The organism is Mycoavidus cysteinexigens, from assembly GCF_003966915.1.
GTDB classification, from domain to species: Bacteria; Pseudomonadota; Gammaproteobacteria; order Burkholderiales; family Burkholderiaceae; genus Mycoavidus; species Mycoavidus cysteinexigens.
This window is the reverse complement of sequence record NZ_AP018150.1, coordinates 664,460-688,767: the sequence shown is the minus strand read 5'-3', so window position 1 is coordinate 688,767 and position 24,308 is coordinate 664,460. Positions and strand designations below refer to the sequence as shown.

The 24,308-nt window shown below is 48.6% G+C and carries 29 protein-coding genes; 16 read left to right on the top strand and 13 right to left on the bottom strand.

Annotation, left to right across the window (positions count from 1 at the left end; genetic code table 11):
* The first annotated feature begins 16 nt into the window (after positions 1-16).
* From MCB1EB_RS03090 to MCB1EB_RS03075, 4 genes are read left to right on the top strand one after another with little or no spacing between them, the layout of a single operon-like run.
* A complete protein-coding gene (locus tag MCB1EB_RS03090) occupies positions 17-286 on the top strand; it encodes an EscS/YscS/HrcS family type III secretion system export apparatus protein (protein WP_045363060.1) in 270 nt (89 codons plus the stop codon).
* Between the two features lie 2 nt (positions 287-288).
* Positions 289-1,065: a type III secretion system export apparatus subunit SctT gene (gene sctT, locus MCB1EB_RS03085; RefSeq protein WP_045363061.1), complete on the top strand. Its 777-nt coding sequence runs from the start codon at positions 289-291 to the stop codon at positions 1,063-1,065.
* Positions 1,062-2,114, top strand: coding sequence for an EscU/YscU/HrcU family type III secretion system export apparatus switch protein (locus tag MCB1EB_RS03080; protein WP_045363063.1), 1,053 nt, complete (start codon positions 1,062-1,064; stop codon positions 2,112-2,114). The genes sctT and MCB1EB_RS03080 overlap by 4 nt, the downstream gene beginning before the upstream one ends.
* Positions 2,101-2,859 carry a lytic transglycosylase domain-containing protein gene (locus MCB1EB_RS03075; protein ID WP_052393789.1) on the top strand — a complete coding sequence of 253 codons (759 nt, stop codon included), beginning with the start codon at positions 2,101-2,103 and terminating at the stop codon, positions 2,857-2,859. Before MCB1EB_RS03080 ends, MCB1EB_RS03075 begins: the two co-directional genes overlap by 14 nt.
* An 81-nt stretch (positions 2,860-2,940) precedes the next feature.
* Here MCB1EB_RS03075 and sseE read toward each other — a convergent pair whose 3' ends face one another.
* From sseE to MCB1EB_RS03045, 6 genes are all read right to left on the bottom strand, one after another.
* Entirely contained in the window at positions 2,941-3,375 is a 435-nt protein-coding gene (sseE, locus tag MCB1EB_RS03070) for a type III secretion system effector protein SseE (RefSeq protein WP_045365840.1), read from the bottom strand.
* Positions 3,376-3,395: 20 nt separating this feature from the next.
* Positions 3,396-4,169 carry a hypothetical protein gene (locus tag MCB1EB_RS03065; protein ID WP_045363065.1) on the bottom strand — a complete coding sequence of 258 codons (774 nt, stop codon included), beginning with the start codon at positions 4,167-4,169 and terminating at the stop codon, positions 3,396-3,398.
* Between the two features lie 16 nt (positions 4,170-4,185).
* A complete protein-coding gene (gene sctE, locus MCB1EB_RS03060) occupies positions 4,186-5,574 on the bottom strand; it encodes a type III secretion system translocon subunit SseC family protein (protein WP_052393790.1) in 1,389 nt (462 codons plus the stop codon).
* A complete protein-coding gene (locus MCB1EB_RS03055) occupies positions 5,559-6,056 on the bottom strand; it encodes a SycD/LcrH family type III secretion system chaperone (RefSeq protein ID WP_045363067.1) in 498 nt (165 codons plus the stop codon). The genes sctE and MCB1EB_RS03055 overlap by 16 nt, the downstream gene beginning before the upstream one ends.
* A gap of 104 nt (positions 6,057-6,160) precedes the next feature.
* Positions 6,161-6,703, bottom strand: coding sequence for a hypothetical protein (locus MCB1EB_RS03050; RefSeq protein WP_045363069.1), 543 nt, complete (start codon positions 6,701-6,703; stop codon positions 6,161-6,163).
* 28 nt (positions 6,704-6,731) lie between these two features.
* Positions 6,732-7,178 (bottom strand): hypothetical protein, encoded by a 447-nt coding sequence (locus MCB1EB_RS03045; protein WP_126353849.1) that lies wholly within the window; start codon positions 7,176-7,178, stop codon positions 6,732-6,734.
* Positions 7,179-7,576: 398 nt separating this feature from the next.
* On the opposite strand from MCB1EB_RS03045, the gene MCB1EB_RS03040 reads away from it, so the two are divergent.
* The 11 genes from MCB1EB_RS03040 to MCB1EB_RS02990 all read left to right on the top strand — a co-directional run bounded on the left by MCB1EB_RS03040 (position 7,577) and on the right by MCB1EB_RS02990 (position 16,502).
* Positions 7,577-8,338, top strand: coding sequence for a helix-turn-helix transcriptional regulator (locus MCB1EB_RS03040; RefSeq protein WP_232034140.1), 762 nt, complete (start codon positions 7,577-7,579; stop codon positions 8,336-8,338).
* A complete protein-coding gene (gene sctF / locus MCB1EB_RS03035) occupies positions 8,295-8,510 on the top strand; it encodes a type III secretion system needle filament subunit SctF (protein WP_045363071.1) in 216 nt (71 codons plus the stop codon). Before MCB1EB_RS03040 ends, sctF begins: the two co-directional genes overlap by 44 nt.
* Positions 8,507-8,797: an EscG/YscG/SsaH family type III secretion system needle protein co-chaperone gene (locus MCB1EB_RS03030; protein WP_045363072.1), complete on the top strand. Its 291-nt coding sequence runs from the start codon at positions 8,507-8,509 to the stop codon at positions 8,795-8,797. The genes sctF and MCB1EB_RS03030 overlap by 4 nt, the downstream gene beginning before the upstream one ends.
* Before the next feature lie 10 nt (positions 8,798-8,807).
* Positions 8,808-9,155, top strand: a complete 348-nt coding sequence (sctI, locus tag MCB1EB_RS03025; protein WP_081953499.1) for a type III secretion system inner rod subunit SctI — start codon at positions 8,808-8,810, stop codon at positions 9,153-9,155.
* The gene (gene sctJ, locus MCB1EB_RS03020) at positions 9,152-9,868 is read left to right on the top strand and encodes a type III secretion system inner membrane ring lipoprotein SctJ (RefSeq protein ID WP_045363076.1); all 717 of its coding nucleotides are present in this window, start codon (positions 9,152-9,154) and stop codon (positions 9,866-9,868) included. The genes sctI and sctJ overlap by 4 nt, the downstream gene beginning before the upstream one ends.
* Positions 9,865-10,455 (top strand): type III secretion system domain-containing protein, encoded by a 591-nt coding sequence (locus MCB1EB_RS03015; protein WP_045363078.1) that lies wholly within the window; start codon positions 9,865-9,867, stop codon positions 10,453-10,455. The genes sctJ and MCB1EB_RS03015 overlap by 4 nt, the downstream gene beginning before the upstream one ends.
* Entirely contained in the window at positions 10,452-11,111 is a 660-nt protein-coding gene (locus MCB1EB_RS03010; protein WP_045363080.1) for a hypothetical protein, read from the top strand. The genes MCB1EB_RS03015 and MCB1EB_RS03010 overlap by 4 nt, the downstream gene beginning before the upstream one ends.
* Positions 11,101-12,216, top strand: coding sequence for a type III secretion system gatekeeper subunit SctW (gene sctW, locus MCB1EB_RS03005; RefSeq protein ID WP_126353848.1), 1,116 nt, complete (start codon positions 11,101-11,103; stop codon positions 12,214-12,216). Before MCB1EB_RS03010 ends, sctW begins: the two co-directional genes overlap by 11 nt.
* 465 nt (positions 12,217-12,681) lie before the next feature.
* On the top strand, positions 12,682-13,107 hold the full coding sequence (locus MCB1EB_RS03000; RefSeq protein WP_045363082.1) for a CesT family type III secretion system chaperone: 426 nt from the start codon (positions 12,682-12,684) through the stop codon (positions 13,105-13,107).
* A 66-nt stretch (positions 13,108-13,173) separates the two neighbouring features.
* Positions 13,174-14,577 carry a hypothetical protein gene (locus MCB1EB_RS02995; RefSeq protein WP_052393793.1) on the top strand — a complete coding sequence of 468 codons (1,404 nt, stop codon included), beginning with the start codon at positions 13,174-13,176 and terminating at the stop codon, positions 14,575-14,577.
* Positions 14,578-15,221: 644 nt separating this feature from the next.
* Entirely contained in the window at positions 15,222-16,502 is a 1,281-nt protein-coding gene (locus tag MCB1EB_RS02990) for an anthrax toxin-like adenylyl cyclase domain-containing protein (RefSeq protein WP_052393794.1), read from the top strand.
* A 1-nt stretch (position 16,503) separates the two neighbouring features.
* On the opposite strand, the gene MCB1EB_RS02985 is transcribed toward MCB1EB_RS02990, so the two are convergent.
* Entirely contained in the window at positions 16,504-16,629 is a 126-nt protein-coding gene (locus MCB1EB_RS02985; RefSeq protein ID WP_431311532.1) for a RapZ C-terminal domain-containing protein, read from the bottom strand.
* A 269-nt stretch (positions 16,630-16,898) separates the two neighbouring features.
* Here MCB1EB_RS02985 and MCB1EB_RS02980 point away from each other — a divergent pair, with 269 nt between their 5' ends.
* On the top strand, positions 16,899-19,616 hold the full coding sequence (locus MCB1EB_RS02980) for a hypothetical protein (RefSeq protein ID WP_045363083.1): 2,718 nt from the start codon (positions 16,899-16,901) through the stop codon (positions 19,614-19,616).
* Between the two features lie 254 nt (positions 19,617-19,870).
* On the opposite strand, the gene rapZ is transcribed toward MCB1EB_RS02980, so the two are convergent.
* The 6 genes from rapZ to lptA form a co-directional block, all read right to left on the bottom strand.
* Complete coding sequence (rapZ, locus tag MCB1EB_RS02975; protein ID WP_045363085.1) at positions 19,871-20,743, bottom strand: RNase adapter RapZ; 873 nt, start codon at positions 20,741-20,743, stop codon at positions 19,871-19,873.
* A 194-nt stretch (positions 20,744-20,937) separates the two neighbouring features.
* Complete coding sequence (gene hprK, locus MCB1EB_RS02970) at positions 20,938-21,906, bottom strand: HPr(Ser) kinase/phosphatase (RefSeq protein WP_026921018.1); 969 nt, start codon at positions 21,904-21,906, stop codon at positions 20,938-20,940.
* Positions 21,903-22,379: a PTS sugar transporter subunit IIA gene (locus tag MCB1EB_RS02965; protein WP_026921019.1), complete on the bottom strand. Its 477-nt coding sequence runs from the start codon at positions 22,377-22,379 to the stop codon at positions 21,903-21,905. The genes hprK and MCB1EB_RS02965 overlap by 4 nt, the downstream gene beginning before the upstream one ends.
* Positions 22,376-22,708, bottom strand: coding sequence for a ribosome hibernation-promoting factor, HPF/YfiA family (hpf, locus tag MCB1EB_RS02960; RefSeq protein WP_026921020.1), 333 nt, complete (start codon positions 22,706-22,708; stop codon positions 22,376-22,378). The genes MCB1EB_RS02965 and hpf overlap by 4 nt, the downstream gene beginning before the upstream one ends.
* Positions 22,709-22,862: 154 nt before the next feature.
* Positions 22,863-23,645 (bottom strand): LPS export ABC transporter ATP-binding protein, encoded by a 783-nt coding sequence (lptB, locus tag MCB1EB_RS02955; RefSeq protein WP_026921021.1) that lies wholly within the window; start codon positions 23,643-23,645, stop codon positions 22,863-22,865.
* Complete coding sequence (gene lptA / locus MCB1EB_RS02950; RefSeq protein ID WP_045363086.1) at positions 23,642-24,307, bottom strand: lipopolysaccharide transport periplasmic protein LptA; 666 nt, start codon at positions 24,305-24,307, stop codon at positions 23,642-23,644. Before lptA ends, lptB begins: the two co-directional genes overlap by 4 nt.
* Position 24,308 lies beyond the last annotated feature (1 nt).

Below are 24,308 nucleotides of genomic sequence, written 5' to 3'. Positions count from 1 at the left end.
CGCACCAAGGTTTTCTATGAGCGAATCCATCGTTACTCAACTCGCGGCCCAAATGATGTGGCTGGTGTTGCTGCTGTCATTGCCAGTCGTCGTCGTGGCCTCGGTCGTCGGCATCATCGTCAGCCTGGTACAGGCGCTGACCCAGGTGCAAGACCAAACCGCTTTATTTCTGATTAAGTTGATCGCGGTCGCCACCGTACTGGCGATGTCTTATCACTGGATGGGCGATGTGCTGCTCAACTATATGAATCAAATTTTCGCACACATGAGCCAGATGGGAGATTAAAGATGACAGAGTACACGCAATGGCTCACGGCACTTGGGTTATGCATGCTGCGTCCGCTTGGCGTCATGCTCATCATGCCGCTGTTTAATCGGACCACCCTTGGGGGGACGCTGATTCGCAATGCGCTCGTGCTCATGATTGCCTTGCCCGCTGCGGCTGTCTATGCGCATACGCCCTTGGCGAAGTCAATGACCTATGTACATTACGGCCTGATCTTAGGCAGCGAATTGAGCATCGGTTTGATGATCGGTTTTTGCGCCGCCATACCGTTTTGGGTTATCGATATGGCAGGTTTTTTGATTGATACGATGCGCGGTGCGTCCATGGCCAGCGTACTCAATCCACTGCTCGGCGAACAATCGTCATTATTCGGGATTTTGTTCACGCAGATCTTCAGTCTGCTGTTTTTACTCACAGGGGGCTTTAACCAGCTTATTGCGGCAATTTACCAATCTTATGTGGCGCTGCCGCCAGGCGTCAGTTGCCGTTTTGACGCAGCCTGGCTCACCTTCCTCTCGGACCAATGGCAATTGATGTACGAACTGTGCCTATGTTTCTCGATGCCCGCGCTCAGCATTATTCTACTGGTGGATATGGCGCTGGGTCTTATCAACCGCTCAGCGCCACAATTGAATGTCTTTTTTCTCTCGATGCCAATCAAGAGTGGCTGTGCGCTGCTGATGCTGATTATTTGCAGCAATTTCGCCTACCAAACACTGCTTGAGCACAGCCTGTCATTTACAGCCCGCATCTTTACCGCACTGCACTCCACGCCATGAGTGAAAAAACTGAAAAACCTACTGAAAAAAAGTTGCGCGATGCGCGCAAAAAAGGCCAGGTCGCCAAGAGTGCCGACGTTACCAGCGGCGCGCAGCTGGCGGCTCTGCTCGGCTATTTCACCCTCGAAGGCCCGGCGCTGATGCACGGCTTCGAGGCACTCATCAACGTCTCAATAGACTCCATTCTACTGGATCTAAACGCCGCACTGAACCAGCTTCTCGGCGTCTTTGCGGGCCTGGTGATACGTTTTACCTTAGGGATCGCCGCCCTCGTAATCATTACGACGGTGCTCGCGATTGTGTTGCAAATCGGTCCATTGCTTGCGTCCGAAGCCTTAAATCCTTCATTAAAAAAAATTAATCCGCTCGAAAACCTTAAGCAAATGTGCTCACTACGTAGCCTCTTCGAATTGAGCAAATCACTCTTCAAAGTCGTGCTGCTGTCATTAATTTTTTTCTATCTAATTCGCCAATATGCGCCCTCGCTCCAGTTTCTGCCGCTGCAGGCTGTAACCAGCGGTCTGCTGGTGAGTACTCGGCTGCTCTACATCATGTGGAGCACGCTGGTCGGTTTCTATGTGCTTTTTGGGCTGGCTGATTTCGCCTTTCAACGCTACACCATGACGAAGCAATTGATGATGTCCATCGAAGACATCAAACAGGAGTTCAAAAACTCTGAAGGTAACCCTGAAATTAAACAAAAACGCAAAGAAACGCACCGCGAAGTACAAAGCGGCAGCCTGGCCGCCAATGTAGCGAAATCGACCGCCGTGGTGCGCAATCCAACGCATCTTGCAGTGTGCTTGTATTACCGTCCTGGAGAAACCCCGCTACCCCAGGTACTCGAGATCGGGCATGACGAATTTGCCTTGCATATCGTCGCGCTCGCCGAGAAAGCGGGTATTCCTGTTGTAGAAAACATCCCTCTGGCACGAGCCCTCGCCGCCCAAACTGAAGTCGGCCGCGCTATCTCGCCGCATTTGTTTGAGCCCGTCGCGCATATTTTGCGTCTGGCGATGAAACTTAAATATGACCATGAACCCACATAATCTCGCTCACAGCCTAGCGCGCTGCGCTTTATTCTCCTCCGAATGTTTGGTTTATTCTATGCTCTCTTGCTGCCTCACCCTCGTGAGCACCGTGTCGGCCCAAGCACAAACGACGCCAGCAAACACGCCGCTGGTCTGGAAACGCACCGCGATGCCGTGGCCAACTCTACCCGCGATTCAGAGTGCGGCCCACGAACCCGCCAAACCGGCCCGCTGGCAGAGTCCGCCGCGCGCCTATGATGCACTGATTGAGCAGATAGCCAACGAGCTAGATCTAAGCCCGGGCTTATTGCACGCTGTCATCGCAGTCGAATCAAATTACAATGCTGCGGCCATTTCGCCCAAAGGTGCGCTTGGACTGATGCAAGTTATGCCAGCGACTGCGCGCCGCTTTGGCTTTTCCGATTTGCACAATCCACAGGCCAATCTACGCGCGGGTGCTACCTATCTGAAATGGTTACTCAATACTTTTGACAATCGTCTCGAACTGGCCATCGCGGCTTACAACGCCGGCGAAGGCGCGGTACGCAAATATGGCGGCCAAATTCCCCCTTACCGCGAGACCCAGAATTATGTGCGCAACGTATTGTTGCGTTATCATGACAAGGCGCAACAATACGTTGCGCCTTATAAAACCACAGAAAAACTTCCTATGACGACCCAATCGCCCACGCCCCCGAGCGTAGCGACCGAGTTAAACAAACTAGCGAACTTGCTGTTGCGTGCCTCGGAACCGTCGGATTAAAGTGCCTGCCAATGTCCATCCGGTCTGGCAGGCTTGCAGGCCTAGTCTCACTTTAAACCTCGCTCGACCTGACCCGCGGATTTACTGAGGCCGTTGGCCCCTTGCGCCGGCACGCATTGGGTAAACCAGCCAGCGTTGCCCGTCAATTTCGCGCCAGCCTGCCCCCTGAGCTTGCAATACAACAGCCAAACGAGAGCGAAACTGATTGAGGGCAAAATTAGATTGGCTTTCAATAAACATGCCCCGTATTTCGCGCACCGCCCCCACCTCGCGCTCGATTTGGTGCATCAACGAGATAAATGCAGCGACCGCACCAGGTTTACCCTGCACGGCAGGGGTGGCGACCAAATCACAAATGATCAGCACCTCCCCCTCTTGTCGGTAGACAAGCTCAAGCTCATCCAGCTGAATTTTCCAACCGATCACAAAAGCGCTTTCTTTGAAGTAAGCGACTTCCGGCTGGAAGCGATGCGCTCTCAGAAATTGGGTAACAGCATCATCAAGGCAGGCTGACATCGACATTGCATAGCTCCTTGTTAGAACTTCACCGCAGAGAACACGCGGTCATTTAATGCAACCAGCTCGCGTGTGGTTTCATGTAACTGACGAGAAGCCTCAAGTGCATGATCCGCAGTTTTAGCAAGCGATTTTTGGAAACTTTCTGCTGCTTGAGTTTCGAAATCGCCGTCTAGCTGTAGCTGCTCCGCCTCGCGCTTAGAAGTGGCTGCGGAATAGCCAGCAATCCCTGCCACTGCGTCTTTCCCACCCAACATACTATTTCCGATACCCTCAAGCTTAGAAGAATTTGCCGCCGGAGTGGCAGCTTTAGTCGTAACCGAAACTGTATTTAGATTTGCCGTTTTAGCTGAAGTTGAAGCGGAAGCAGAAGCCAAATTTAAAGTTTTAGATGAAGCAGAAGCTGAGGTTAAATCTATGGTTGTAGTTGCAGCCGAAGCTGGATTATTGACCTTGTTCGCAGCCCCGACTGCGCTAATACTCGCTCCAACCAATCCTATAGAGCCAGCCACAATTTGGCCAACCGCTCCGGTTTTAGCCGCCTCGAAATTTTTCTCAATCGCTTCTCTCTTAGTGGCCAACGCATGGACCTGCTTTTCGAATGCGACACTTTGCTGCGACGTAAAAAATTCGCGCTCCAAGTCCCGCATCTGCAGATGCATTTTCTGTAAACGCGTCATTAAATGGTCTATGATTGCAAGCGCGCCCTCACCGCCATCCATAACTTCCGTCTGGGGACTGTCCACTGCTTCAGCACGAGGTGTCACCGAGCCAGCTTTTACATCAGTATTCATCATTTTCTCCTAATATTTAGACCATCGACGCAGCCACATGGGCTTGCAATGTGTTGGTCTGGTTAAGTAATTTACTGCCATCTTCCATAGCACTCGACTGAGCGTCGAGTAAATCACGCATTTGCTTCAGGGTTGCCTGCTTTCCTTTTTCGTAAAAATCAAAACAAAACTGCAACCACTGTTGATCCGTAATGGACGCATCAATCTGTTTCTGCAGCTTTGCACGCTCCAATTGAGACACCCCTGAAGTGAGTTGCCCCGAGACATAAACTACATTGCGCGTGTTCTTCAGAATATCGATTAAGAACGCCTTGTCGGTTTTAAGTTTCTGCGCAAATTGCTCTATAGAAGCGCCTATATCTTTGACAGAGGGACCCATTTTCTTGACGAAAGCACCGACTCCTGCCTCCGAAACAGTACTCATGTTCTGCATGAATTCGGTTGCCGCTTGCTTTACATAAGCTCCGGCTTTTTCCATGTATTGCCCCATCTGCATGCAGGTGCTGGCCATTTGCTGAAAAGCAGCGGAGGTCTTTTGAACAACTCCCGCCGCAGCTTTCTTTATGAGAAGGCCGGCTTGCTTTAAGAGAGCCCCTGCTTTTTCTAAAAAGGTCCCCCCTTGCTTCACGAAATTAGTGGCTACTTTCGCTAGGCCTCGCACCGCCGCACTCAACATATCAACCGCTAGGCCCACAACTTCTAGCCCCATCTGAATTTTGCCCGCCCAATCAGCAATTTTTCCATATACACTGGCATGAGACGGGTCAATCAGGGCCAGTGTGTTCGCCACCGCCTTGACCGCACCGGAGACACCCGCGGCTATATCTATCACGCCCGTCGGATTGCCACAGGCGAGCTTCAAAACCCCAATCCCGATTTCGACGGCGGCGACTATCCAGTCGAAAATCACGCCGAACACACCGGCTTTTTTGGCTTTTTCCTGCTGCTCAGTCGCTTTATCGAGCTGCTCGCAATATTCTTTCACCTGCTGGGTGCGTATAGCTTCTTGCTTTTTGCCCATAATCTCAAGTGCTTTGCACTTCGCCTCAGCCGTATCGCCCATGACTTTGCCTGTGAGCAGCGTCGTCGCGATCATCATCGAGTCCATCGAAACGGTCTCAATCTTGCCCAGCTGCAGGCGCGCGCCCTCGTCCAGGGGAGCGCCTACACGCTCCATGATCCGTTCCATGGCTTGATTCGCCTGCGGCAACGTGACAACCGACTTGCCCGGTGTGGGCCGATTCAGTGGCTCAGGCTGTTTAGCAAGAATCTCCGTGACCTGTTTCGATGCGTCCAAACGACCGACCGAACGGGTCGCCGCAGAGTTAGCGTACTCTTCATCTGAAGCTAGCGGATAAGCGGCCTTGGCGCCGTCAGCCGCGGGCGTGTTTAATGTAACGGACATACTGATGCCTCCTGCGCACAGCAGGCAAGCAACTGCACTGCGCTCTGTCTGAGCGTTGCATATTGAGCATGCTGGCCGCACCATTTGATTGACGCGTTCAAGGCCTTACGCGCATAGGCTTTATTCCCGACGATTTGATAACTCACCCCAGCAAAAAACGAGGCGCGTGGATCATCGATTTTGATCACGCCGGCTCGGCTAAAACAAAAAAGCGCATCTTCGTGCTGCATTAAACGCTGGTGACATAGTCCCAGACCCAGCCAATAGTCAGCATTCCATTGATCGAGCTGCGCCAGCAGAAAATATAAATTGCGCGCCCCCTTGAACTCATCTGCTTCAAATAGCTGCGTCGCGTAAGCGTATAAGTGCTCCATGTCATCTAAAGGAATATCGGCGAGCATCCGCACGGCGCCGCCGCACGCGAAAAAACGCCGTAACACTTCTTGAGCATCTTGTTTTTCATTAAAAGTATCGTGTGTCATTACAACTCCTAGGTCTAACAGACAATCTCTGTGCTCTATTAAGCCGACGTAGATTGCGCAACGTCAGTGATATGCGCAACCCACGTCAACCCGTTGCAGCACAATTAGCGAATCGACTTCGCAATCTCCATGTTTGATTGAGCACTCATGCTCAGCAAGCTGTTGATCATCGTGATAGTCGTGTTGAAGTTTTGCATCAACTGCTGCAACTTCAACTGGTTTTGCTGTACGAAATCCGCCGCGCTAGCCGAAATCGATTCGTATTTGGCTCTCAATTTCATCATTTCGCCTTTGTTGAGCTCGCCTGATAAATCTTTAGCCTCTTTGCCATCTAAGGAAATATTATTTTGCTTCATGTCATTCTTCATACTTTCAGACAGAGTCGCTTTATCTCCCTCTTTATTAAGCTCGGCTATTTGAGCGTCAAGCTGATTCACCTTATCCTGCGCCTCACGTGCAATAGCTGCCTTTTTTTCCATCTGGGCGAATTTTGCTCTGGCCAGATCAGTAAACAATACCATGATGACTTCCAGGGTTAAAATTCCCTGCCCTATAATTGACTCGTCTACATCCAAGCCAGACTGCGGCCCACTTGCATATGACGGAGTGACATAACTGGTGGCTCCAGAGTTGTTTACTTTAGACATAAATTTCTCCTTAATTTCAATCAATAAATTAAACAAACGCACGGTCAAACTGCCGCGCGCTTGCAGGTTTTGACGCTAACCCGCCGCTCTCACGACGAACATCGTCCTCAGGAGCGACCAGCTTGAGCTGATCATTCAACTGTTTGAAACACCGCTCGGTTTTTTTAATTTGCCCGAGCATGCGCGTCTCTAATGGCTGGCCACCCGCGTTCATCACTTCATCCAAGCGGCGCAGTTTCTGGTATGCGTTGGGATCAATCTGCGCGCGTGCTTGCAGTGCCGCTATCTCGCGTTGCAACGCCTGAAACTCTTGCGCCTGCTTTTTAAATATGGCTTGACGCCTTTTAAGATCGCCAACCATCTCTTTAAATTGGTTGAGTTCTTTCATCTTTAACTCCGTGCCTAAATTCACCACATTAGCCGTCCTGACATGAGCAAACTTCTTAAAACATTCAAACGTTTTAGGTTTTTGCACGGTGCAGATCCAGCCGTTTTCCCGGCGAGCGTCGTCATCAAGAGCAATCAGCTTGAATTGATTCTCAATAATTTTTCGCTTGCCTTAATCCAATCGCCACACATCGATAAATCCGTCTTTAGCGATCAGGCAATATCTGTAGCGTACGCACCCGCTCCCCTCTCGGCTTTCGAAATCGCCCAATTTTTTCTGATTTTGGAAAGCTGAGCACAGCTCAATGGCATGACCAACGCCACTTGAAATAAACCTCTATTACGCACGTCTTCAGGTCATCACCGGATAACCCTATGCCTACGAAATCCCGATCATGCAGATCAACATCAACCACCCGTTAAAGCGGCAAACATTCAATGCAATCCATACGATTTTTATTTGGCAGAAATGGCGCCTATGTGCGTATGCAGGACAACACGTACACTCTGCCCCCCAACTGCATTGCCGTGACGTATAACGGCGCAGCCCTATGCAATGCTGGCATCGCTACGGATGTTCAGTGCGTAGATTTCCAATTGGCTGATTTGCAAGAACTTTATTTGGAGTTGGTCAATCTACTTGACGCAGCCCAACCCATGCGCTTCTGGCGCGAGCCGATGCGCATTGTCAAGGCGCCAGACAATATGCTGAGCGTCATCGAGTTGCTCTCAGGCTCCAGTCCGGCCACCTTGCTGCGCTTTCTCTATGCATATTGCCTGAGCATCGACCGGCCTTACTTTTCAGCACTGCTGCACTACCTGACGGCAGGGGATGTCGCCTTCGTCGAATTTATGGAAAGCCACTGCCTCAATGGCTGGTCAGTGGCGCGCTTTGCACAGAAATTCAGTCTCACGCCACGCAAGTTCAACATTTTGTTCTATGAAAAATACGGCGTCTGCGCCAAGCGTTGGCTACTCGAGCGACGGCTGGCGCATGCCGGTAAGTTGCTGCGCTCGAACTCGTTGCGTGTGCTGGATATCGCACTGGAATGCGGCTTCTCAAATCACGCCCACTTCACGGATAGTTTTCGCAAGCATTTTGGTTGCAGCCCCACGCAGTTCCGGTTGCAGCACACCCAAAAACACCCAGGTTTATCTCACCCTCAATCAGTTTTACTCACCCCGGAATTAAAGGTAGAAGAATATGGATATCGAGCTTTTCAACAGTCAAGTCTCTCAATTATCTGAACGCGTTGGTAGCGAAGTGCAAGCGCGCATTAGCGCCACCGATCTAAACAATCCGGCCAGCATGCTCAAAGCACAATTCTCGATGCAGCAGTATTCGACCCTCGTGAATTACCAGAGTGCGGTCATGAAAGCCGTCAAAGATATGCTGGCCGGGATTATCCAGAAGATATGAGTCGGCTCGATCAAGACGTCTGCCGGCTGATCGTTGAAGTCGGCCTAGCTGCGGTCAACCACGCTCTGCTCGATGACGCTCAGATAATTCATGCCGCTTTGATCGACCTGGTCATGGACCTAAGCCAGCGCCAGGTGCTCGAAGCAACCATGCTAATCGGTCTCGGGCAGCCCCAAGCCGCACTGCAGTTACTCGCGCAGCACACGCAACCCGAAGCCGAACTGCTACGGCAGTTACTCGCCTCACCGGTTTCTTCACACTCGCTCGTCGAGTCTTTCATTTTTTAACAGGAGTCCTATGATGGAAATCCATGCAACCCACTTGCTCACTACACCGGTCCAGAGTGACCCGCTGCGCGCCCAGCCTGAGGCGGATCCCACGCAGGTTGAAGCCTTTACCCGAGCTCTCTTCAGCCAAACCGATAAAACCCCAGAACTACACGCACTCGAACATTTACAAACGCAAACACAGCAAGTCAACCAAGTGCTAGTCAGCGCTCACCAGCCAACCGCGGAGCTGCACAACCCCAGCGCAATGCTCGCCATGCAAGAAAAAATGATGAATACGGTGATCGATCTTGATTTTGCCGCTAAAACCGCCGGCGTGTTGGCGCAAGGTGTCAATAAACTCGTGAGCATGTCATGATCAGCCGCCTTGTTCAGGTCACCGTCGTCACACTGCTAGCCCTGTCTCTGGCTGCTTGTAAGATGGATTTATATAAAGACTTACCAGAGGCGGAAGCCAATCAAATGATTGCGCTCTTAATCTTGCGTCAGATCGATGCGGATAAGCAACCCGCCAAAGGCGGCCAGGTCACGGTCCGCGTTGACAAAACGCAATTCGTTAATGCGGTCGAATGGCTGCGGCAAAATGGCCTGCCCAGCAAAACCGTGGCCACCATGAATGATTTGTTTCCCTCCGGCCAACTCGTCACCTCGCCGGCGCAAGAACAGGCAAAAATCACCTATCTTAAGGAACAACAGTTAGAAAAAATGCTCCGCTCGATAGAGGGCGTTGTCTACGCCCAGGTCTCGATTGCGCAAAACAGCAGCCAGAATCGGCATGAAACGCCGACGCTCGCTGCCTCTGTATTTATTCAATATAGTCCAGAGCACAACTTAAACAACCGCGAAATCAGCATCATCGGCTTGATTAAAAACGGTGTACCCAACCTACAGGCCGAGAACATCAGTTTGGTGCTACAGCCTACCGACTACCGTTATCTGCCAAGCCAGCCGAGCGGTTTTCTGGCTTGGCTGGGTCGATCTCGGCTGTGGCTCACCGGGCTGCTGATCGTCGCCGCAGGGATTTACTTACGGCCCTACCTACGGTCCTATTTAAAACGGATACGAGCATGACTTTAGCCATCCTTCCATTTGGCTTACAGCGCCTGCATCAACTGGCTTGGCAACCTGGCGCATGGATGCATGACAGTTGGTGGAGCAAACTCGATCTCGCGCGCTGGCATGACATCTACCGCCGCCACCCAGCCTGCCGCTCGAGTATCGACGCGTTGATCATCGCGCGCCGCGGCTTTCCTGCATGTGCGTTACCGGCTAAGCTCGAACCGCAGCAGCAAATGCTGCTCGAACTCGAGCCACGCTGGTTAGCATTAACCATCGCGCTAGGCGTCATCGCGCTGGGCTGTCCAGACCATCTTATGCTGAAGCCCTATCGCCAAGCCCTCGCCGCCCAATTGGGTGAGCACGCATGTGACCAATTGCTTGCGCTACAACATAACGGGCACGGCGGACCGTGTATCGACTCCGCCACCCCACTCGTCGAGGCAGCGCTTAACGCTGGGGCATGCTGGTGGGCGCGCGACATGCATCACTGCATCGTTGCTCAACTACTCACGACACGTTTGCCACCTGCGTCAGCGCCAGCCCAACCCGTGCCTGGCAACGCCGCTCATTGGTTACTCAAAATTGCCCGCTTTTTATGACTCATCTCAATCTTTCGATTATCTCTCTGTGCGGCGCGATCCCCTGCACTACGATCATTCCAGCGGCCACACTGGCACAGTATTTTGATGCCAGAGCGATTGTCACGCATGCGCAAGAGACCGCGCAAGCGCGGCTGCAACAAGCCGATGCGATCTTGGCTGAGGCGCAACGCGAAGCAGAGCAAATTCGCGCCGAGGCGCGCCAACAGGGCCTCGCCGAGGCGGCATCTGAACGCGAAACCATGCGTACGGCGCTGATCGACGAAACCCTAACTTGGCTCGTCGCCGAGGAGCAGCTTGAAAGCGCAATCGCCGCGCAGCTTGACACGCGGGTGCGCATCTGGATGGCCAAAATGCTGACTGAGTGGATCGGTGAGCAAGACGCCACCGAGTGGATCACGCAGCGCATCAAGCGACGGCTGCCGCAAGAACTTGAGGATACTTCAGTGACATTGCGCGTATCCGCCGCCGCCATGCCCGTTGCGCAAGCCGAGTTCGCCGCATATCCGCAAGTACGGGTATCTGCTGACGCAGCGCTCAACACGCGTCAGGCCGTACTGGAAACTCGCTTTGTCACACTGCACATCGATCTTGATACGCACCTGCAATCTTTATTAGCTTATTTAACACGTGAAGAGATTCTCTATGCTGAATAAAATCGATTCTCAAGCGGCAACACCTACCAGCCGGACCCAGCCCACGCCTCCGCCCCCCCCCTCTCGAGCAACCTCGATTGAACCCGCGCAATCAGTGCTAGAACTCGCCCAAAGCGAATTAGAAGCAAGCGCGTCAGACTGGACTGACATGTCCGTTATGTTCAGTGAAATGCAGGGCGACGCCGTGACAGAAACCTTGGAAGACATCGGCTTTGCGCTCGGTTCACGGTTACGTGATCCCCGACGGGCGAACACCGCTAGCGATGGCAAAATCGAACGGCCTCGCACCCGTGCGATGCTGCAACGGCTCGCCCAGCAGATTAGCGCAATCTCTCCCGCACAACTCGATGATCTACACCGTCGTCTACCTGACCTAGAAGATCTGCTAGACCCTGACCAGGCAATGCGCGAAGCTGGGTTTGATGCCGGCGAACAAGCGCTCTTGCTCGCCGCCCTACTCGCCGACAAAGGTATCAGTGGCGCGCGCCGAAAGCGGCTCGAAGCAGCGTTGGCCAACGTTATGGATAACGATGAATGGGCGCTGTGCCTATTTAGCTGTCTGGAATTCGGCGCCGCCAATCGCCAGAACTTAAGCGAACTACGGCAGCTCTATCAACGTGCAACCACGCGCCAAACGCGCTTAGTACAGTGGTTTGCTGAGTTTCGCCGCCTCCAGGACCGCCAGCGCAAACTTAAAACGCTGATCCGCGCCCTAGCATTTGAGCTTTCAGCCAATGGCCCTGCTCTGGAAACTCATCTGGCCGCCGTGATTACCGATCTGAAGCGGATCCTACATTTCCTAAGCTTAGAAGATCATTGTCAACGCATGGCCCAGTCTCTCGCCCTAAACGAAGTAGACGGCGACACGCTGATTGCAGACCTACTGGAGATTGTGCAACAGACCTGGGTGCAATCCGACTGGCTTGCCGAACGAACTCAACAACGAATACCGGACAGTACACGCTATTACAGTTATGCACGTCACTTAACTGAGCTCGTCAAACTCTTGCCTGACGATTGTTTCGATGACAACGATCAGCGCGAAATGATTTTAAATGCGTTTACCGATTATTTAACGCGGCTGGCAGAATCAGAGCAAGACTGAGAACACACCTCACTTCACGGCGGCCAACCATGCCGCCGTCTTCGATCACGCCCTTCGCGTTCCAGCAGGCGCGTCTTCAAAACCCATCCTCACACCGACTAAAGACGCGTTACAGAGCAAGCGAGAGGTGGTTAAGTACCGTCGTCAGCTAAGCACAACGTCCTTATCGTGCTCTCCTCCACTGCTTCGTCTCACCCAAATCTTTAGACAGCTCATCAACACCGTAGCAAATCACACCTATTCAGACATAGCTATCGCCATGGCTATGCTCAGCATGGGGCCAGCCCGTCCTGACCACACCTTGGTAAGCATAGGGATTGCAAACTTTAGAGGATGCAAAGCAAGCGGTGTTGGCGTAACTCAAGTGCGCGCAAAAAACAGTAGCTTTTTAGTTTTTCCGAAAACCACGAGCCAGACTTTGGACAATCATATGCTTATCCAATCACGAATGAACCGGAAAATGCCATGAATCACTTCTTTACAACCACACGCTTTCAGACTGAAGAACGCGCACGCAGTTGTCTTGAGGCGCTCGCTCGACGCCACCACATCGCCGGCTTAACGCTGGATGCCAATGGCGGTGCTGGACTCGAGCTAGCGCAGGGAGAACGCCTGTATTTCAGACTCGATGTCGAAGCAAACATACTGTATCTTTACGCGCCTTTTACACCTTTGCGCGGCGCACAAGATGGACGGGTGTTGGTCGATATGCTGCGCCTAAATTGCCTGGAAACAAGCGCGCATGGCGGTGTGATTTCAATCTCTGAGCAGCTAGACGCATTTATATATCATCTCGGCCTACCGGTTGAGACGCTTGAGCTCGATGCACTCGAGCAAGCGATCGAAGAGTTTATTAAACAGCGCCAGCATCTCGCGCAACAGTTCCAATGATGCAAATACCCTTGGGCAATTAGGGCTTGAGGGATTTTTAATTAATTCAAATTAAAAGAGTAAATCATGCTTCCAAAAGTAAAAAATCTCAAAAGCTTGGGTAGTCCGCCGGAGATTGAGGATCCCAAGCTGAGAAAATCGCCAAGTCCTTTAACCGGCGCAAATTCTTTAGGTGCCATCAAACTAACACTAAACGACGACTGGGCCGATAAAGGAAAGCGGCCAAGGTGTAAATATTCTCCTGTCAGCGTCGACAAGAATCAGGGGGAACACGCCACTCAGAGCATGAAAAATGTTCTAAAAAAAAGAGTCGATAAGTGCGAGGAACTTGCTAAGACAGGAGAATCAAGCAATCAAGTCAGATGGTTCTCTTTCATAGGAAGAGATAAATTCAGCGAACGTAAACTGCGGTCGGAGAACGTGCCTGCCATCGTCATAAGCGGCGGAAGCGCGGAGAAGATTGCGAGAGATTTAGAACAAAACCGGAGCAACCTCGCCTGGCATCCCAGAAACATGCAGAACAGGCGTCCAATAAACAAGGACGGGCATCTAATAAACATGCTGAACGATCCTGTTTACCTACTTGTCCATCAGAAGGATTTCAAATCTTATCGTTCTGCTCTTGGCACGGCGCTCGCTCAATATGAAAACTTGCATCTTATCGGGTGGAGCGGCGGTAACATGACCGGTTTTGGGACTGCGCGCGCTGCAGCCTTAGCACTCGCGGATACATTACCATACCGTCCGGAGAAAATTATGATGATAGATCAGGATGTTGCTTTAACCGAAGCTACCAGACACACCAGTCTTGAGGTACAACGCGAGTTGAAAATGAATTTCGAGACGAGTGGAAAAGAGATCGCTGCGTACGGGGTCGGTTATCCTACACGGGGTACGCCTCCGAATCACTTCGGCCTCCGCACTTTTGACGAAGCTGCAGAAGCTGAAAAACCCTCAGAAACCGACTTCAATTCACCAGCACAACAATTCGTTGCTATCAAAGCCCCATTTCGTCAAAACGGGAAAGATGGGAAAGATGGGATCTATGAGCCATATATGGTTGGGGGCGGAGAAGACATGCTTATGGGAATAAGGTTGGGACTGATCAAAGAAGGTAAAAATATTTCTCTGCTCGATAGAAAGATCGTGAAGAAGGCACTGGAGGGTCCGGCGGATCAACCAAATTCCTATTGGAATGAAATGCACCGCGCAACCCTTGAGGAACTTTTCAAAGCCGAGAAAGATACCCTGGTCGAATTCGATGGCGAGAAAATGAGTTTGGAAGACCTCATACTGAAATTCGAGGATCGTGACTTAATCGAAAGACGTCCAAGTATGGAATCTTACAACACCGCGGCCTGCATCATAGAACGCATTATCTTGAGATATCATAAAGATAATAAAGAAAAAGGACTCCCCTTCGATGAACACAATACTATTTTTAATACCCATCATAAAATGGGCGAGTAGCCCGAGGGAATCTCACCCTCAGGCTCTGTAGTAGTTCTGACTTTATCGTACAGTAAGGCCTTGCCAAAGGTCAGGGCTTCCGCATGAAGCCCCTTGTAAATAAAAGAATTGAGCAAGCAATAGGGTTGTAAACCGTAAATAAAGAGGGATAACTGTTGGCTTTTTTGAGTCAAGAGATGCCCGCGATGATGGAAGCCTTTGCCAAATTGAGTGATCCGCGCAGATTATCACGTTGACCTCAGATGGCGCGTTCAAAATCTCCATCGAACCTCCGTACTAGCCACCGCAACAAGCTTTAACCACATTTTGCAGCGCGCGGCCGTTGCGCCAAATCGGTTCAAATTGTGCTCGGCTCGCATCGCTTATTTACAGATGTCTTCTCATCTCTGTAATACCTAAAACCAAAACTCTTAATCTTTTCAAATTAAAGAAATTGTGAACTAACTCTAAATACGCAGTTCTATAGGTTTGTCTGCCACTTAGGGTTGTCTGTCGAGACGCTTGAGTTCGATGGATTAGAGCACAAGCGCTCGCAGGGTTTGTCGCACAACGCCAGCCTCTCGCGCAACAATTTCAATGAGTTAGATTCTTAGGACATTAGCGCCTAGGAAAATTTTAATTTATTTAAATTGAAAGAGTCAATTATGCTATCGCGTAACTATCCTCGCCTCTCGCCCAGCGAGATACAGCCTCAGAATGAGAGTGCGCATGCGCCAGACCCATCAAAGTCTCTTGACAAATCATCTGCTATTAGCGCCCCGAACTTCATTGGTACTTCTAATATACCTATCCGCTCGGGTAAGAATCAAAAAGTGCGTCAGCCACCCCCCACGCTTGACGATTTAGTTAAATGCGTAGCGAAAAAAAGCGGCATCGTGCCCCGCCATCTCGCTCCGCTCCAACAAGTCGCGCAAGATTACAACTCTATCATTGGCATACGGCCGGTCGAAAAGATAGCCACCGAACTCATCGAGAATGGCTATCCAACAAAAAATCTTCATACCAAAGGCAAAAGCGCAACTTGGGGAGCGCAAAGCGGCTTAATCTGCGTCGACCAAGGTTATAGTAAGATCGAAAACAAACCCGCACAGATCAAGAAATTGAATCAACAGACACAGCAATGCATTGCGGATAACCATGCTAAGTCCGTGCCGCTCGCTATTCCGCTGATGCGGCTGACCAACCTACAGAATAATGGCTGCATCCACGCTCTGTCTGATAAAAATGCTCAAGGCATCGTAACCTTTAAAGCGGCAGGGCCAAGCGGCAAAGAATATTCCTTCGAGGCAACCTGCGAACCCAATCATAGTGAAGGACTTTACCAAATTACTCATGAAGGTGAGCCAATTATGGTGCTGGCACCGCCCGAAGGTACAAAACCATTCACGGCTGACTACGATTTGCTCTTGATTGGTCCGCACCTCAGCGATCTCGGACCGCAGGATAACCTTCAGGTACCGGATGTCGCGCATCGCCAGAAGTACCAGTCGCTGCCGAACTCTGATGCGACTGATGACCTTTGGGATATAAGTAATTTTTGCAGAAAAGCAGATTCAGAAACCGGCAATACGTCAACTCGAATGAAGGAGATGATACCCGTCATCAATCGTTATCTCGTCGGTGATGGTAATCCCGTTGTCCATCATAGTGCAGATTCGAGTAATCCTGTAGCTGATCCAACCACGAATTATCCGGCTACATTTGTACTACCGATGAAACTTGGTCGTTCCGAAAAAATCTGTGTGGTCGAGAATGGCTACGAGCTAGCTGAGCTGTTCCAGCAGGCAAAAAACCATGGTTATCACATCCCCACGAATCCGCTATGGGAGAAGGAAGTGCGAGACATTAAACGCAGCAGTTTCACTAATGCACGCAATCCCTTAGCCGCTTTACTGACGCGCACGATTCGTCAGCAGCGAAGCTGAATCATGGCTGTCCATCTAGCACCTCTATTTCTCGATGCCGCACCAAAACATCCGCGTCCTTCGCTAGACGCTGACCCAGTGCTTGCGCAATATAAAACGAGCGATGCCACTCCCCCGTACACCCAATCGCAACGATTAACTTTTATGCGAGAGACTAAGGCGTAACCTCTGCTTCGCGGCGGCTACAGTCAAAAAGAGAGTTGCTCAGGTCATTAATTATTATTATGGTTGTGCAGCGCAGCTATCGTATATTTCTATCCAAATTCTGGGCCTACCTCTACTAGAAATTTATTGGGTTTTACACTATTCTTTTAGAAAAAGATAAATTAATAATTACTTTTTAGTTTTATGATTAATCCGTAATGAAAGATTGTTATAGCTTATCTGGGGAAATGTATGGACATAACCGGAAGCTCATTTTTAAAATATTTACCATTGCGTTCTAGCGCATTCAGCCCATTGCAGGCCACTCTGGAAAAAAATAAGCAAGCTGATGTGGAAAAACACGACCAAGCGATGAATTTTAACAATTTATCTCAAAATAGCGATAATGCTTCAGAAGGGTGTAAACATTCAGCTATTAACGTTCAGATCAATGATTCTTTACAGATTTCATCGGAAACCAATCGACCCCGTTCTTCTATAAATTTAACATCAATCAAATCAGCAGAAAAGGTTCAACCAACCGATTTATCTCAAGTGCAAGAAGAAGGTTTGGAAGCAATTACTGAAAAATTTCAGTCATTACGCATAAAATACCCACCTGATGCTGAGGCTACGCAATCTCAAAGGGGAAGTAGCTATTCCGCAGATAAACAAAGAAATTTATTGTTTGAAAATTTAACTAAATTAATCAGAGAGATTGAGGTGCAAATTAACAATGGTGAAAGATCTGTAGAAATAATTCATAAATTATTAGATTATGAGGAAGGGATCGATACGCTTTCTAACATTAAAGATGTTAGAAGTTTGGTAAGCTGCCTGAGGCAACCATTCAAAAATGCCCGTCAAAATGAGACCAAAATACTTTGGAAACTTGCAGACAAAATGGCCGGTGCTTTTCTTGAATATAATTTCATAAGCGCATCTACAATTAACGAAGTTTTTCATCTAAAACCGTTGATGCAAATAAATTTACAGCAAAAAGTAGAAAATAAATTTCAAAGAATGCTGGATTTAACTATCAGAAAAATCAATGTATATTTGGAAAGTGGAAATAATGGACCAGAAATTTTTCTATTTTTTCAAAATCTATATATATTAGTCAAATACATTTACCCCCATCCTAAAAGAGAGAGCAATTTATTAAGAATAATCAATAATTTGAGTGGTGTCATTCAATACGCATCCGTGCGAAAAGAAAACTTTCAAATAAAATTAATTATTTCAGCGTCTAGAATTTTGAATGAAATATTCTCGCACGAATATAGCCATAATTTTTATTTGTTTGAATTTGGACTGCCACTGCAAAAACTATTTGAACGCTTTTCAATTTTTGAATATAAATCAGACGATTATTTAAATTATCTAACTCAACATACACAACAAGATTTAATATATATTTATAAATCTTCTAGTTTTTATAGAAATAAGGAGAATTATTCGGAATTAGAAAGTAGCAAACTGGATGACTGGTATATTAGACTGCGAGAATGTTATAAAATAATAAATGATGGCGAAATAAATAAAATTAAATTTATCGATATAAAAAAGATTGCAAATAGATTTACTGATCCAGAGAAAAAATTATTTTTATTTGGCTTATATAAAAATTTAATTTCAGATTTACTTAGAAATAATCGGGGAGATTATTTTAGGCAAAAGGCACTTGATCTTTTAGAAACAATTTTAAATGAAGATGGGTCCTTAATTACAAGATTGGATATTTTTAAAGATATCGTTCTCTCTACAGAAGAGAATTTTTTCTGGATTAATGAGCTACCAAAAACAAAACAAAGGGTAACGTTAGATAAATGGATTAAAAATATTTCTAGTGAAGAGAATGATCCATATGAATTTCTCACAAGCTTAAAATGTTTGTTATCAAAATATATTTTTACTGCACCACTAAATTTTAACTATTTAATCAAACATGCCAAAAGGAAAATGATAAAAAATATCAGGCAAAAAATTGGTTCGGCAATAAGATTAAAAGAAATGGATATTCGATGCAGCGCATTCCGTTTCTTTCGTCATATGAGATCAGCAATGGATGGCGTCCCCCCTTATCGGAATATTGCCTCTATGAAATATGTAGATGAAAATGGCAAAGCATTTTATTTGATAGGCTATAGCATGGGAAGCCCTGCATTAGGGAAGATAACTTTACCTCCGCAACTCATAGCAGGTAATGATTGGTCTCTAGATCGTGGACACAGTGAGGCAAAGTTATTGGCGACTCACGAAATAGGTTGCATTGAAGAAAAAGGCTCAGGAAGAATATTAAACCTAGCTAACCTGAAGCGAGAGTATTTTGCATCCACCAATGAGCCGTGTTCTACAGGGGAAAACTGCAAAGGAAATCTTCTCCCTTCATTACCTCCTGGACGTTATGCTAATGATTATAAAAGCCCTGAAAATAGATACGGCTTTATGCATAAGCTGGATGCTCACCGTTGGAGAAAACAAAATGACGAATTTTATGAAAGTGAAGTTGATAGCGAAGAAGAATGTGAAGCATTTGTGTTAGAGAATGAGTATTTTGAAGGCTTGGATTTGACTAACGGACAAGAGCGAGCGCCAGTCCCCGCTTGGCGTTTTCATGATTATATTAAAGAAAAAGATCCTGATTATTCGAAGAAATATCTGGAAAGCTCCGTTGAAAAAAAATATTTTTCTGGCTATGTAAATTTTTCTAAAAACGGCGATGAAGTCTCGCTAATTCAAAAAGACGAGCAAATCGTAAAGTTAGACATAAAAAAGGAATCAAAAGTAGATGAATTGGACGGTGAAATAGACTTGGCAACAGCTATAAACAACTGCTATCGTTCAAGCGTATCAGTTAGCGTTTTGGCAACCAGGTTTAGATCTTTGCTCGATGACTTACTCAACCTCCGTTTTGACTCTAGCCGCCGCGAAGCAGAGTTTACGCCGCGTCTATCGCAAAAAGGCTAACCGGAGCGCTAATATACTGTTCAATCTGCTTTCTGAGATGATCCCAAGACTGGGGATCTACTTATGACTCTCGCAAAGAACACTTCTGGTATAGCAATTTGAAAGTCCATTTGGCTATCGCTGCTATAGATTTGTAACAACCCCGCTGAACTAATCAGCGCACTCATTTTTACCCTAAAAAACATTAAAAACGGTTTGCAGAAAAGTGAGAGGATGTGTCTAAATCGCTTACTTAATTATTTAATTCACTTAATTTATGGTTGCCCATCCAGCACTTCTATTTCTCGATGCCGCACCAAAACCTCCGCCTCCTTCGCTAGACGCTGACCCAGTGCTTGCGCAATATAAACCGAGCGATGCCATCCTCCCGTACAGCCAATCGCAACGGTTAGATAACTGCGATGATCGGCGCGAAAACGCGGTAGCCAGGCCCGTAAAAAGCCCTCAATATCATCGATAAACAGGCACACTTCAGGCTGCGCGTTTAAAAAATCGGCAACAGGTTGATCTAACCCCGTTAGTGGCCGTAGCCGCTCGTCATAATGTGGATTAGGCAACGCGCGCGCGTCAAATACAAAATCCGCATCCAGTGGCAAACCCCGTTTGAAGCCGAAGGATTCAAACATTAACGTCATAGCCACATGTTCATGCTCAACAAATTGCCGTACCCAAGCGCGTAAATTATGCGCGCGCAAATTACTGGTATCAATTTGATGGCCAAATAAAGTCAAGTCCGCAACCAGCTCGCGTTCCGACTCAATCGCGTCGGCCAATGACGTTTGCCCGTGCATGGGATGGCCGGAGCTTAACGAGAGCGGATGACGCCGCCGAGTTTCTGAGAACCGTTGGATCAGTGCCTGTGTGCTCGCATTGAGAAAGAGTACGCTGACTTCATGGCGGCCCTGCAATCCGTTGACAATCTCCGGCAAATTCGCCAATGAACTACCAGCCCGTGCATCAATCGCCACCGCCAGTCGCGTATATCCATCGCGCGCTAAGAAATCCGTTAATTCAAGTAGAAAACCGGGAGGCAAATTATCCACACAATAATATCCCGCGTCTTCGAGCACATTCAGCGCAACCGACTTGCCCGATCCAGAAATGCCCGTAATTAGAATAATCCGCATCGTTAAAACCTGTATTTTGATTTAAATCTGCTAGAGGTTTTTGCTTCAGGCCAAACCGTGGTCGGCCACAGCGTTCATAGATTGATTATGTGTCTCAGTTCCGATTTGACCGTACAACTGCACTCATCAAATCGGGGAACTGTCAGATCAGATGGCGACCCGTACAGATTATGGTTTGGGGGATTTAACTCTTTTTATCGATAACTAAATTCTTGGCTGCCGGGCTCCTGCATTGCCACCCGCTGCTGCTCCATAAAATTCTGCAAGGTATCGATGCCCCGCAATTGCAAAATGGTATTGCGCACCGCAGCTTCGACCAGCACCGCCAAGTTACGCCCAGCCGCCACTTGCAACGTCGCTTGGCTCACCGGCAAGCCCAAAATCTCCACCGTTTGCTTGTCCAGCGGCAAACGCTGAAACTCCCCATCGAGCCTGCGCACCAGCCGCACCACGAGCTTTAACTTCATTTTGCGGCGCACGGCCGTTTCGCCAAAAATAGTTTTTATATCGAGTAAACCCAAGCCCCGTACTTCAAGCAAATTTTGTAGCAGCGGCGGACATCGGCCTTCGATAAAATCTAAGCCTAAACGCCTGAAATCAACCGCATCATCCGCGACTAAACCATGGCCACGACTAATTAACTCTAAGCCAAGTTCGCTCTTGCCCAAGCCCGAGTCACCCGTGAGCAGCACCCCCATGCCTAGAATGTCAAGAAACACGCCATGCATCGTGATAGAAGGCGCAAGCACGCGTGACACATAAAGGCGCAGGCTATCGATCACAGCTGCCGCGGAGATGGGGGTTGTAAACAGCGGTGTGGATGAACGCGTACAGCGTAAAACCAATTCATCCGAGGCCTCGATGCCCCCAGCAACCACCAAAAAAGGCGGCACCAAAGCAATTAACTCAGCCATTTGGCGCTGACGCTCTTCATCGGACTGACGCGCGTAATACAATATTTCAGCGTCACCTAGTACCTGAATTCGATTCGGATGAATCAAGTTAAGGTGGCCCACTAAATCCGCGCTAGAAGTTGCATTCGCCACGGTTTCGCTTGAAAAGCCACGGTCCCAGCCTTCATGGCCAGCCAGCCAACTCAGTTTCAGCGAGGCCGCGTTATCATCGAAAACACTCTGCGCATTAACGCTGCTTGAAGGGTTCATAGATTGGCATGAACACTGTCAGGCGTCCACTTAATAAGAAAATTACGCAGTGCGACTCGATCTTTCTCATCAGTCAAATGGGCGCGCGCTTTTTCATCAGAAAGCAATTGCGCAATTTCAGACAAAATATCAAGGTGTTGCTGCGTCGCCTGTTCAGGCACTAGTAAAAAAATTAATAGCGCTACCGGCAGCTCGTCGGGCGCTTCAAATGGAATCGGCTCAGCGAGCCGGATAAAAGCCGCCAATGGGCGCTTCAGCTTTTCGATGCGCCCATGTGGAATTGCTACCCCGTGGCCCAAACCAGTTGAGCCGAGCTGCTCGCGGGCAAATAAATTATCCGTGACCACACTACGCGCGATCCCATGATGATTTTCAAAAAGCAAGCCGGCTTGCTCAAATACTCGTTTTTTGCTGGTTACGGGCAAATCTAAAACAACATTTTCAAGGGGCAAAAATCTACTCAGGCGGTTCATTCTATCTGGTGTTTAAGAGCTTCATGATGGTGATTTTGGATTTTTCCTTTATAGCGAATGACTTGACGGTCAAGCTTGCCAATCAAAATGTCAATCGCGGTGTAAAGATCGCTTTCTGTAGTTTCTGCAAAAATATCCTTGCCTTTTAGGCGCAGTTTAATTTCCGCTTTTTGACGTTTCTCTTTCTCTTTATGGTTATCAATCGCTAACAACACGGCCCCGTCAATCACATGATCGAAATGGCGCGTGACTTTTTCTAATTTATTGATTACATAAGCGCGCAGTGCAGGCGTAACGTCAAGGTGGTGTCCACTGATCTGTAGGTCCATATAAACCTCCGTATTGAAAATCGAGTGCTATAACAAAACTGCTGACTTGCTTAACTCCAGCGTATCAGCAATCTCGGATAAAACCAAGCGCTGCGTCGCAATTTCGCCTTATACGAAGAAATTTTACCTAAAGGCGTTGCAGGTGCACACTTTTTTACATGCGGAAATGTTCGCCCAAATAGACGCGCCGCACGGATTCATTTTCGATAATCTCTTCCGGCAGGCCAGCCGCTAATACGCTGCCGTCGCTAATGATATAAGCGTGGTCGCAAATTCCCAGTGTCTCACGCACATTATGGTCAGTCATGAGAACGCCGATCTCACGCTGTTTTAAAAAACGCACAATTTTTTGAATTTCCAATACAGCAATCGGATCGACCCCGGCAAATGGTTCATCTAGCAAAATAAAAGCCGGATTTGTCGCCAATGCCCGCGCAATTTCGACACGGCGCCGCTCGCCGCCAGAGAGCGATAAAGCTGGGTTATCGCTTAAATGGGTAATCTGGAGTTCTTCCATCAAAGCTTGGGCGCGCTCGCTGACAATATCCTGCGGCAAGCGCTTGCCGTTCTCGCCAAGCTGCAACTCGAGCACCGCGCGAATATTTTGTTCAACCGATAATTTACGAAAAACCGAAGCTTCTTGCGGCAAATAAGAAAGCCCGAGCCGCGCTCGCTGATGGATCGGCAAGACGCTAATGAGTTTGCCATTTAGAGTAATTTCACCGCGATCAAGCGGCACTAGCCCAACCATCATATAAAAAGACGTGGTTTTGCCCGCACCATTCGGGCCTAGCAAACCGACTACTTCGCCGCCTTTGACTTCTAGCGAAACATCTTTAACCACTGTGCGTTTGCCGTAACTTTTTTGCAAATTGCAGGCGGCAAGTATATTGTCTCGACCTACTGGGTAGCGGCTTGAAAAAGCGCTGACATTCACTGCGAGGTATTCCTTTCGAGAGGGCTTGAAGCGCCTAATGGAGCAGTGGGGTTTTCTGGCGCTAGCGTCTGACCCTCGACCGCGCTGCGCGGCGTCAGGATAGCGCGCACGCGAGAGGTCTCATGACTCGACCCAGCGGCACCCTCACTCGCGCTGGCGGTATAAAATTCTCTCCGGCCGTCATAACGGATCACGCTACCGCTAATCTCATCTAACAATTGAGCGCTAGGCAACCGCCGCCGCACCGTAGCGCAGCGCGTTAAAACGGTCAGATCACTTTGACTATTATAATCGATTTGTTTTCCGTAGCCCTCGATATAGCCTCGCGCACCACTCAGTTCTTGCCGAAAATAAGCTCGCTCTTGGCGCTCGGCATAACTGGTTATAGATTGATAGCCCTTTGCATCTTGTTTTAGGATGACGCGGTCACCTTTGATCGTAAGCGTCCCTTTAGTGACAATCACTTTTCCAGTTAAAATATTAACTTGTTTTAAATCATCATAAGTCCAACGGTCCGCCTGAACATAAATCGGTTGCTCACTCTCTGCGCGCGCAGCATAGGCAAACGGACTCAATAATCCTGCTAACCCCAAAAAACACAGTGTAGAGACGCCTTGAGCGATTAAGCGGCGCCAAGCGCCATAAGGAAACCGACAACTCATA

Coding starts and splice junctions, on each gene's coding strand:
- MCB1EB_RS03090 (WP_045363060.1), top strand. CDS start 17: ATGAGCGAATCCATCGTTACTCAACTCGCGGCCCAAATGATGTGGCTG.
- sctT (WP_045363061.1), top strand. CDS start 289: ATGACAGAGTACACGCAATGGCTCACGGCACTTGGGTTATGCATGCTG.
- MCB1EB_RS03080 (WP_045363063.1), top strand. CDS start 1,062: ATGAGTGAAAAAACTGAAAAACCTACTGAAAAAAAGTTGCGCGATGCG.
- MCB1EB_RS03075 (WP_052393789.1), top strand. CDS start 2,101: ATGAACCCACATAATCTCGCTCACAGCCTAGCGCGCTGCGCTTTATTC.
- sseE (WP_045365840.1), bottom strand. CDS start 3,375: ATGTCAGCCTGCCTTGATGATGCTGTTACCCAATTTCTGAGAGCGCAT.
- MCB1EB_RS03065 (WP_045363065.1), bottom strand. CDS start 4,169: ATGAATACTGATGTAAAAGCTGGCTCGGTGACACCTCGTGCTGAAGCA.
- sctE (WP_052393790.1), bottom strand. CDS start 5,574: ATGTCCGTTACATTAAACACGCCCGCGGCTGACGGCGCCAAGGCCGCT.
- MCB1EB_RS03055 (WP_045363067.1), bottom strand. CDS start 6,056: ATGACACACGATACTTTTAATGAAAAACAAGATGCTCAAGAAGTGTTA.
- MCB1EB_RS03050 (WP_045363069.1), bottom strand. CDS start 6,703: ATGTCTAAAGTAAACAACTCTGGAGCCACCAGTTATGTCACTCCGTCA.
- MCB1EB_RS03040 (WP_232034140.1), top strand. CDS start 7,577: ATGCAGGACAACACGTACACTCTGCCCCCCAACTGCATTGCCGTGACG.
- sctF (WP_045363071.1), top strand. CDS start 8,295: ATGGATATCGAGCTTTTCAACAGTCAAGTCTCTCAATTATCTGAACGC.
- MCB1EB_RS03030 (WP_045363072.1), top strand. CDS start 8,507: ATGAGTCGGCTCGATCAAGACGTCTGCCGGCTGATCGTTGAAGTCGGC.
- sctI (WP_081953499.1), top strand. CDS start 8,808: ATGATGGAAATCCATGCAACCCACTTGCTCACTACACCGGTCCAGAGT.
- sctJ (WP_045363076.1), top strand. CDS start 9,152: ATGATCAGCCGCCTTGTTCAGGTCACCGTCGTCACACTGCTAGCCCTG.
- MCB1EB_RS03015 (WP_045363078.1), top strand. CDS start 9,865: ATGACTTTAGCCATCCTTCCATTTGGCTTACAGCGCCTGCATCAACTG.
- MCB1EB_RS03010 (WP_045363080.1), top strand. CDS start 10,452: ATGACTCATCTCAATCTTTCGATTATCTCTCTGTGCGGCGCGATCCCC.
- sctW (WP_126353848.1), top strand. CDS start 11,101: ATGCTGAATAAAATCGATTCTCAAGCGGCAACACCTACCAGCCGGACC.
- MCB1EB_RS03000 (WP_045363082.1), top strand. CDS start 12,682: ATGAATCACTTCTTTACAACCACACGCTTTCAGACTGAAGAACGCGCA.
- MCB1EB_RS02995 (WP_052393793.1), top strand. CDS start 13,174: ATGCTTCCAAAAGTAAAAAATCTCAAAAGCTTGGGTAGTCCGCCGGAG.
- MCB1EB_RS02990 (WP_052393794.1), top strand. CDS start 15,222: ATGCTATCGCGTAACTATCCTCGCCTCTCGCCCAGCGAGATACAGCCT.
- MCB1EB_RS02980 (WP_045363083.1), top strand. CDS start 16,899: ATGGACATAACCGGAAGCTCATTTTTAAAATATTTACCATTGCGTTCT.
- rapZ (WP_045363085.1), bottom strand. CDS start 20,743: ATGCGGATTATTCTAATTACGGGCATTTCTGGATCGGGCAAGTCGGTT.
- hprK (WP_026921018.1), bottom strand. CDS start 21,906: ATGAACCCTTCAAGCAGCGTTAATGCGCAGAGTGTTTTCGATGATAAC.
- MCB1EB_RS02965 (WP_026921019.1), bottom strand. CDS start 22,379: ATGAACCGCCTGAGTAGATTTTTGCCCCTTGAAAATGTTGTTTTAGAT.
- hpf (WP_026921020.1), bottom strand. CDS start 22,708: ATGGACCTACAGATCAGTGGACACCACCTTGACGTTACGCCTGCACTG.
- lptA (WP_045363086.1), bottom strand. CDS start 24,307: ATGAGTTGTCGGTTTCCTTATGGCGCTTGGCGCCGCTTAATCGCTCAA.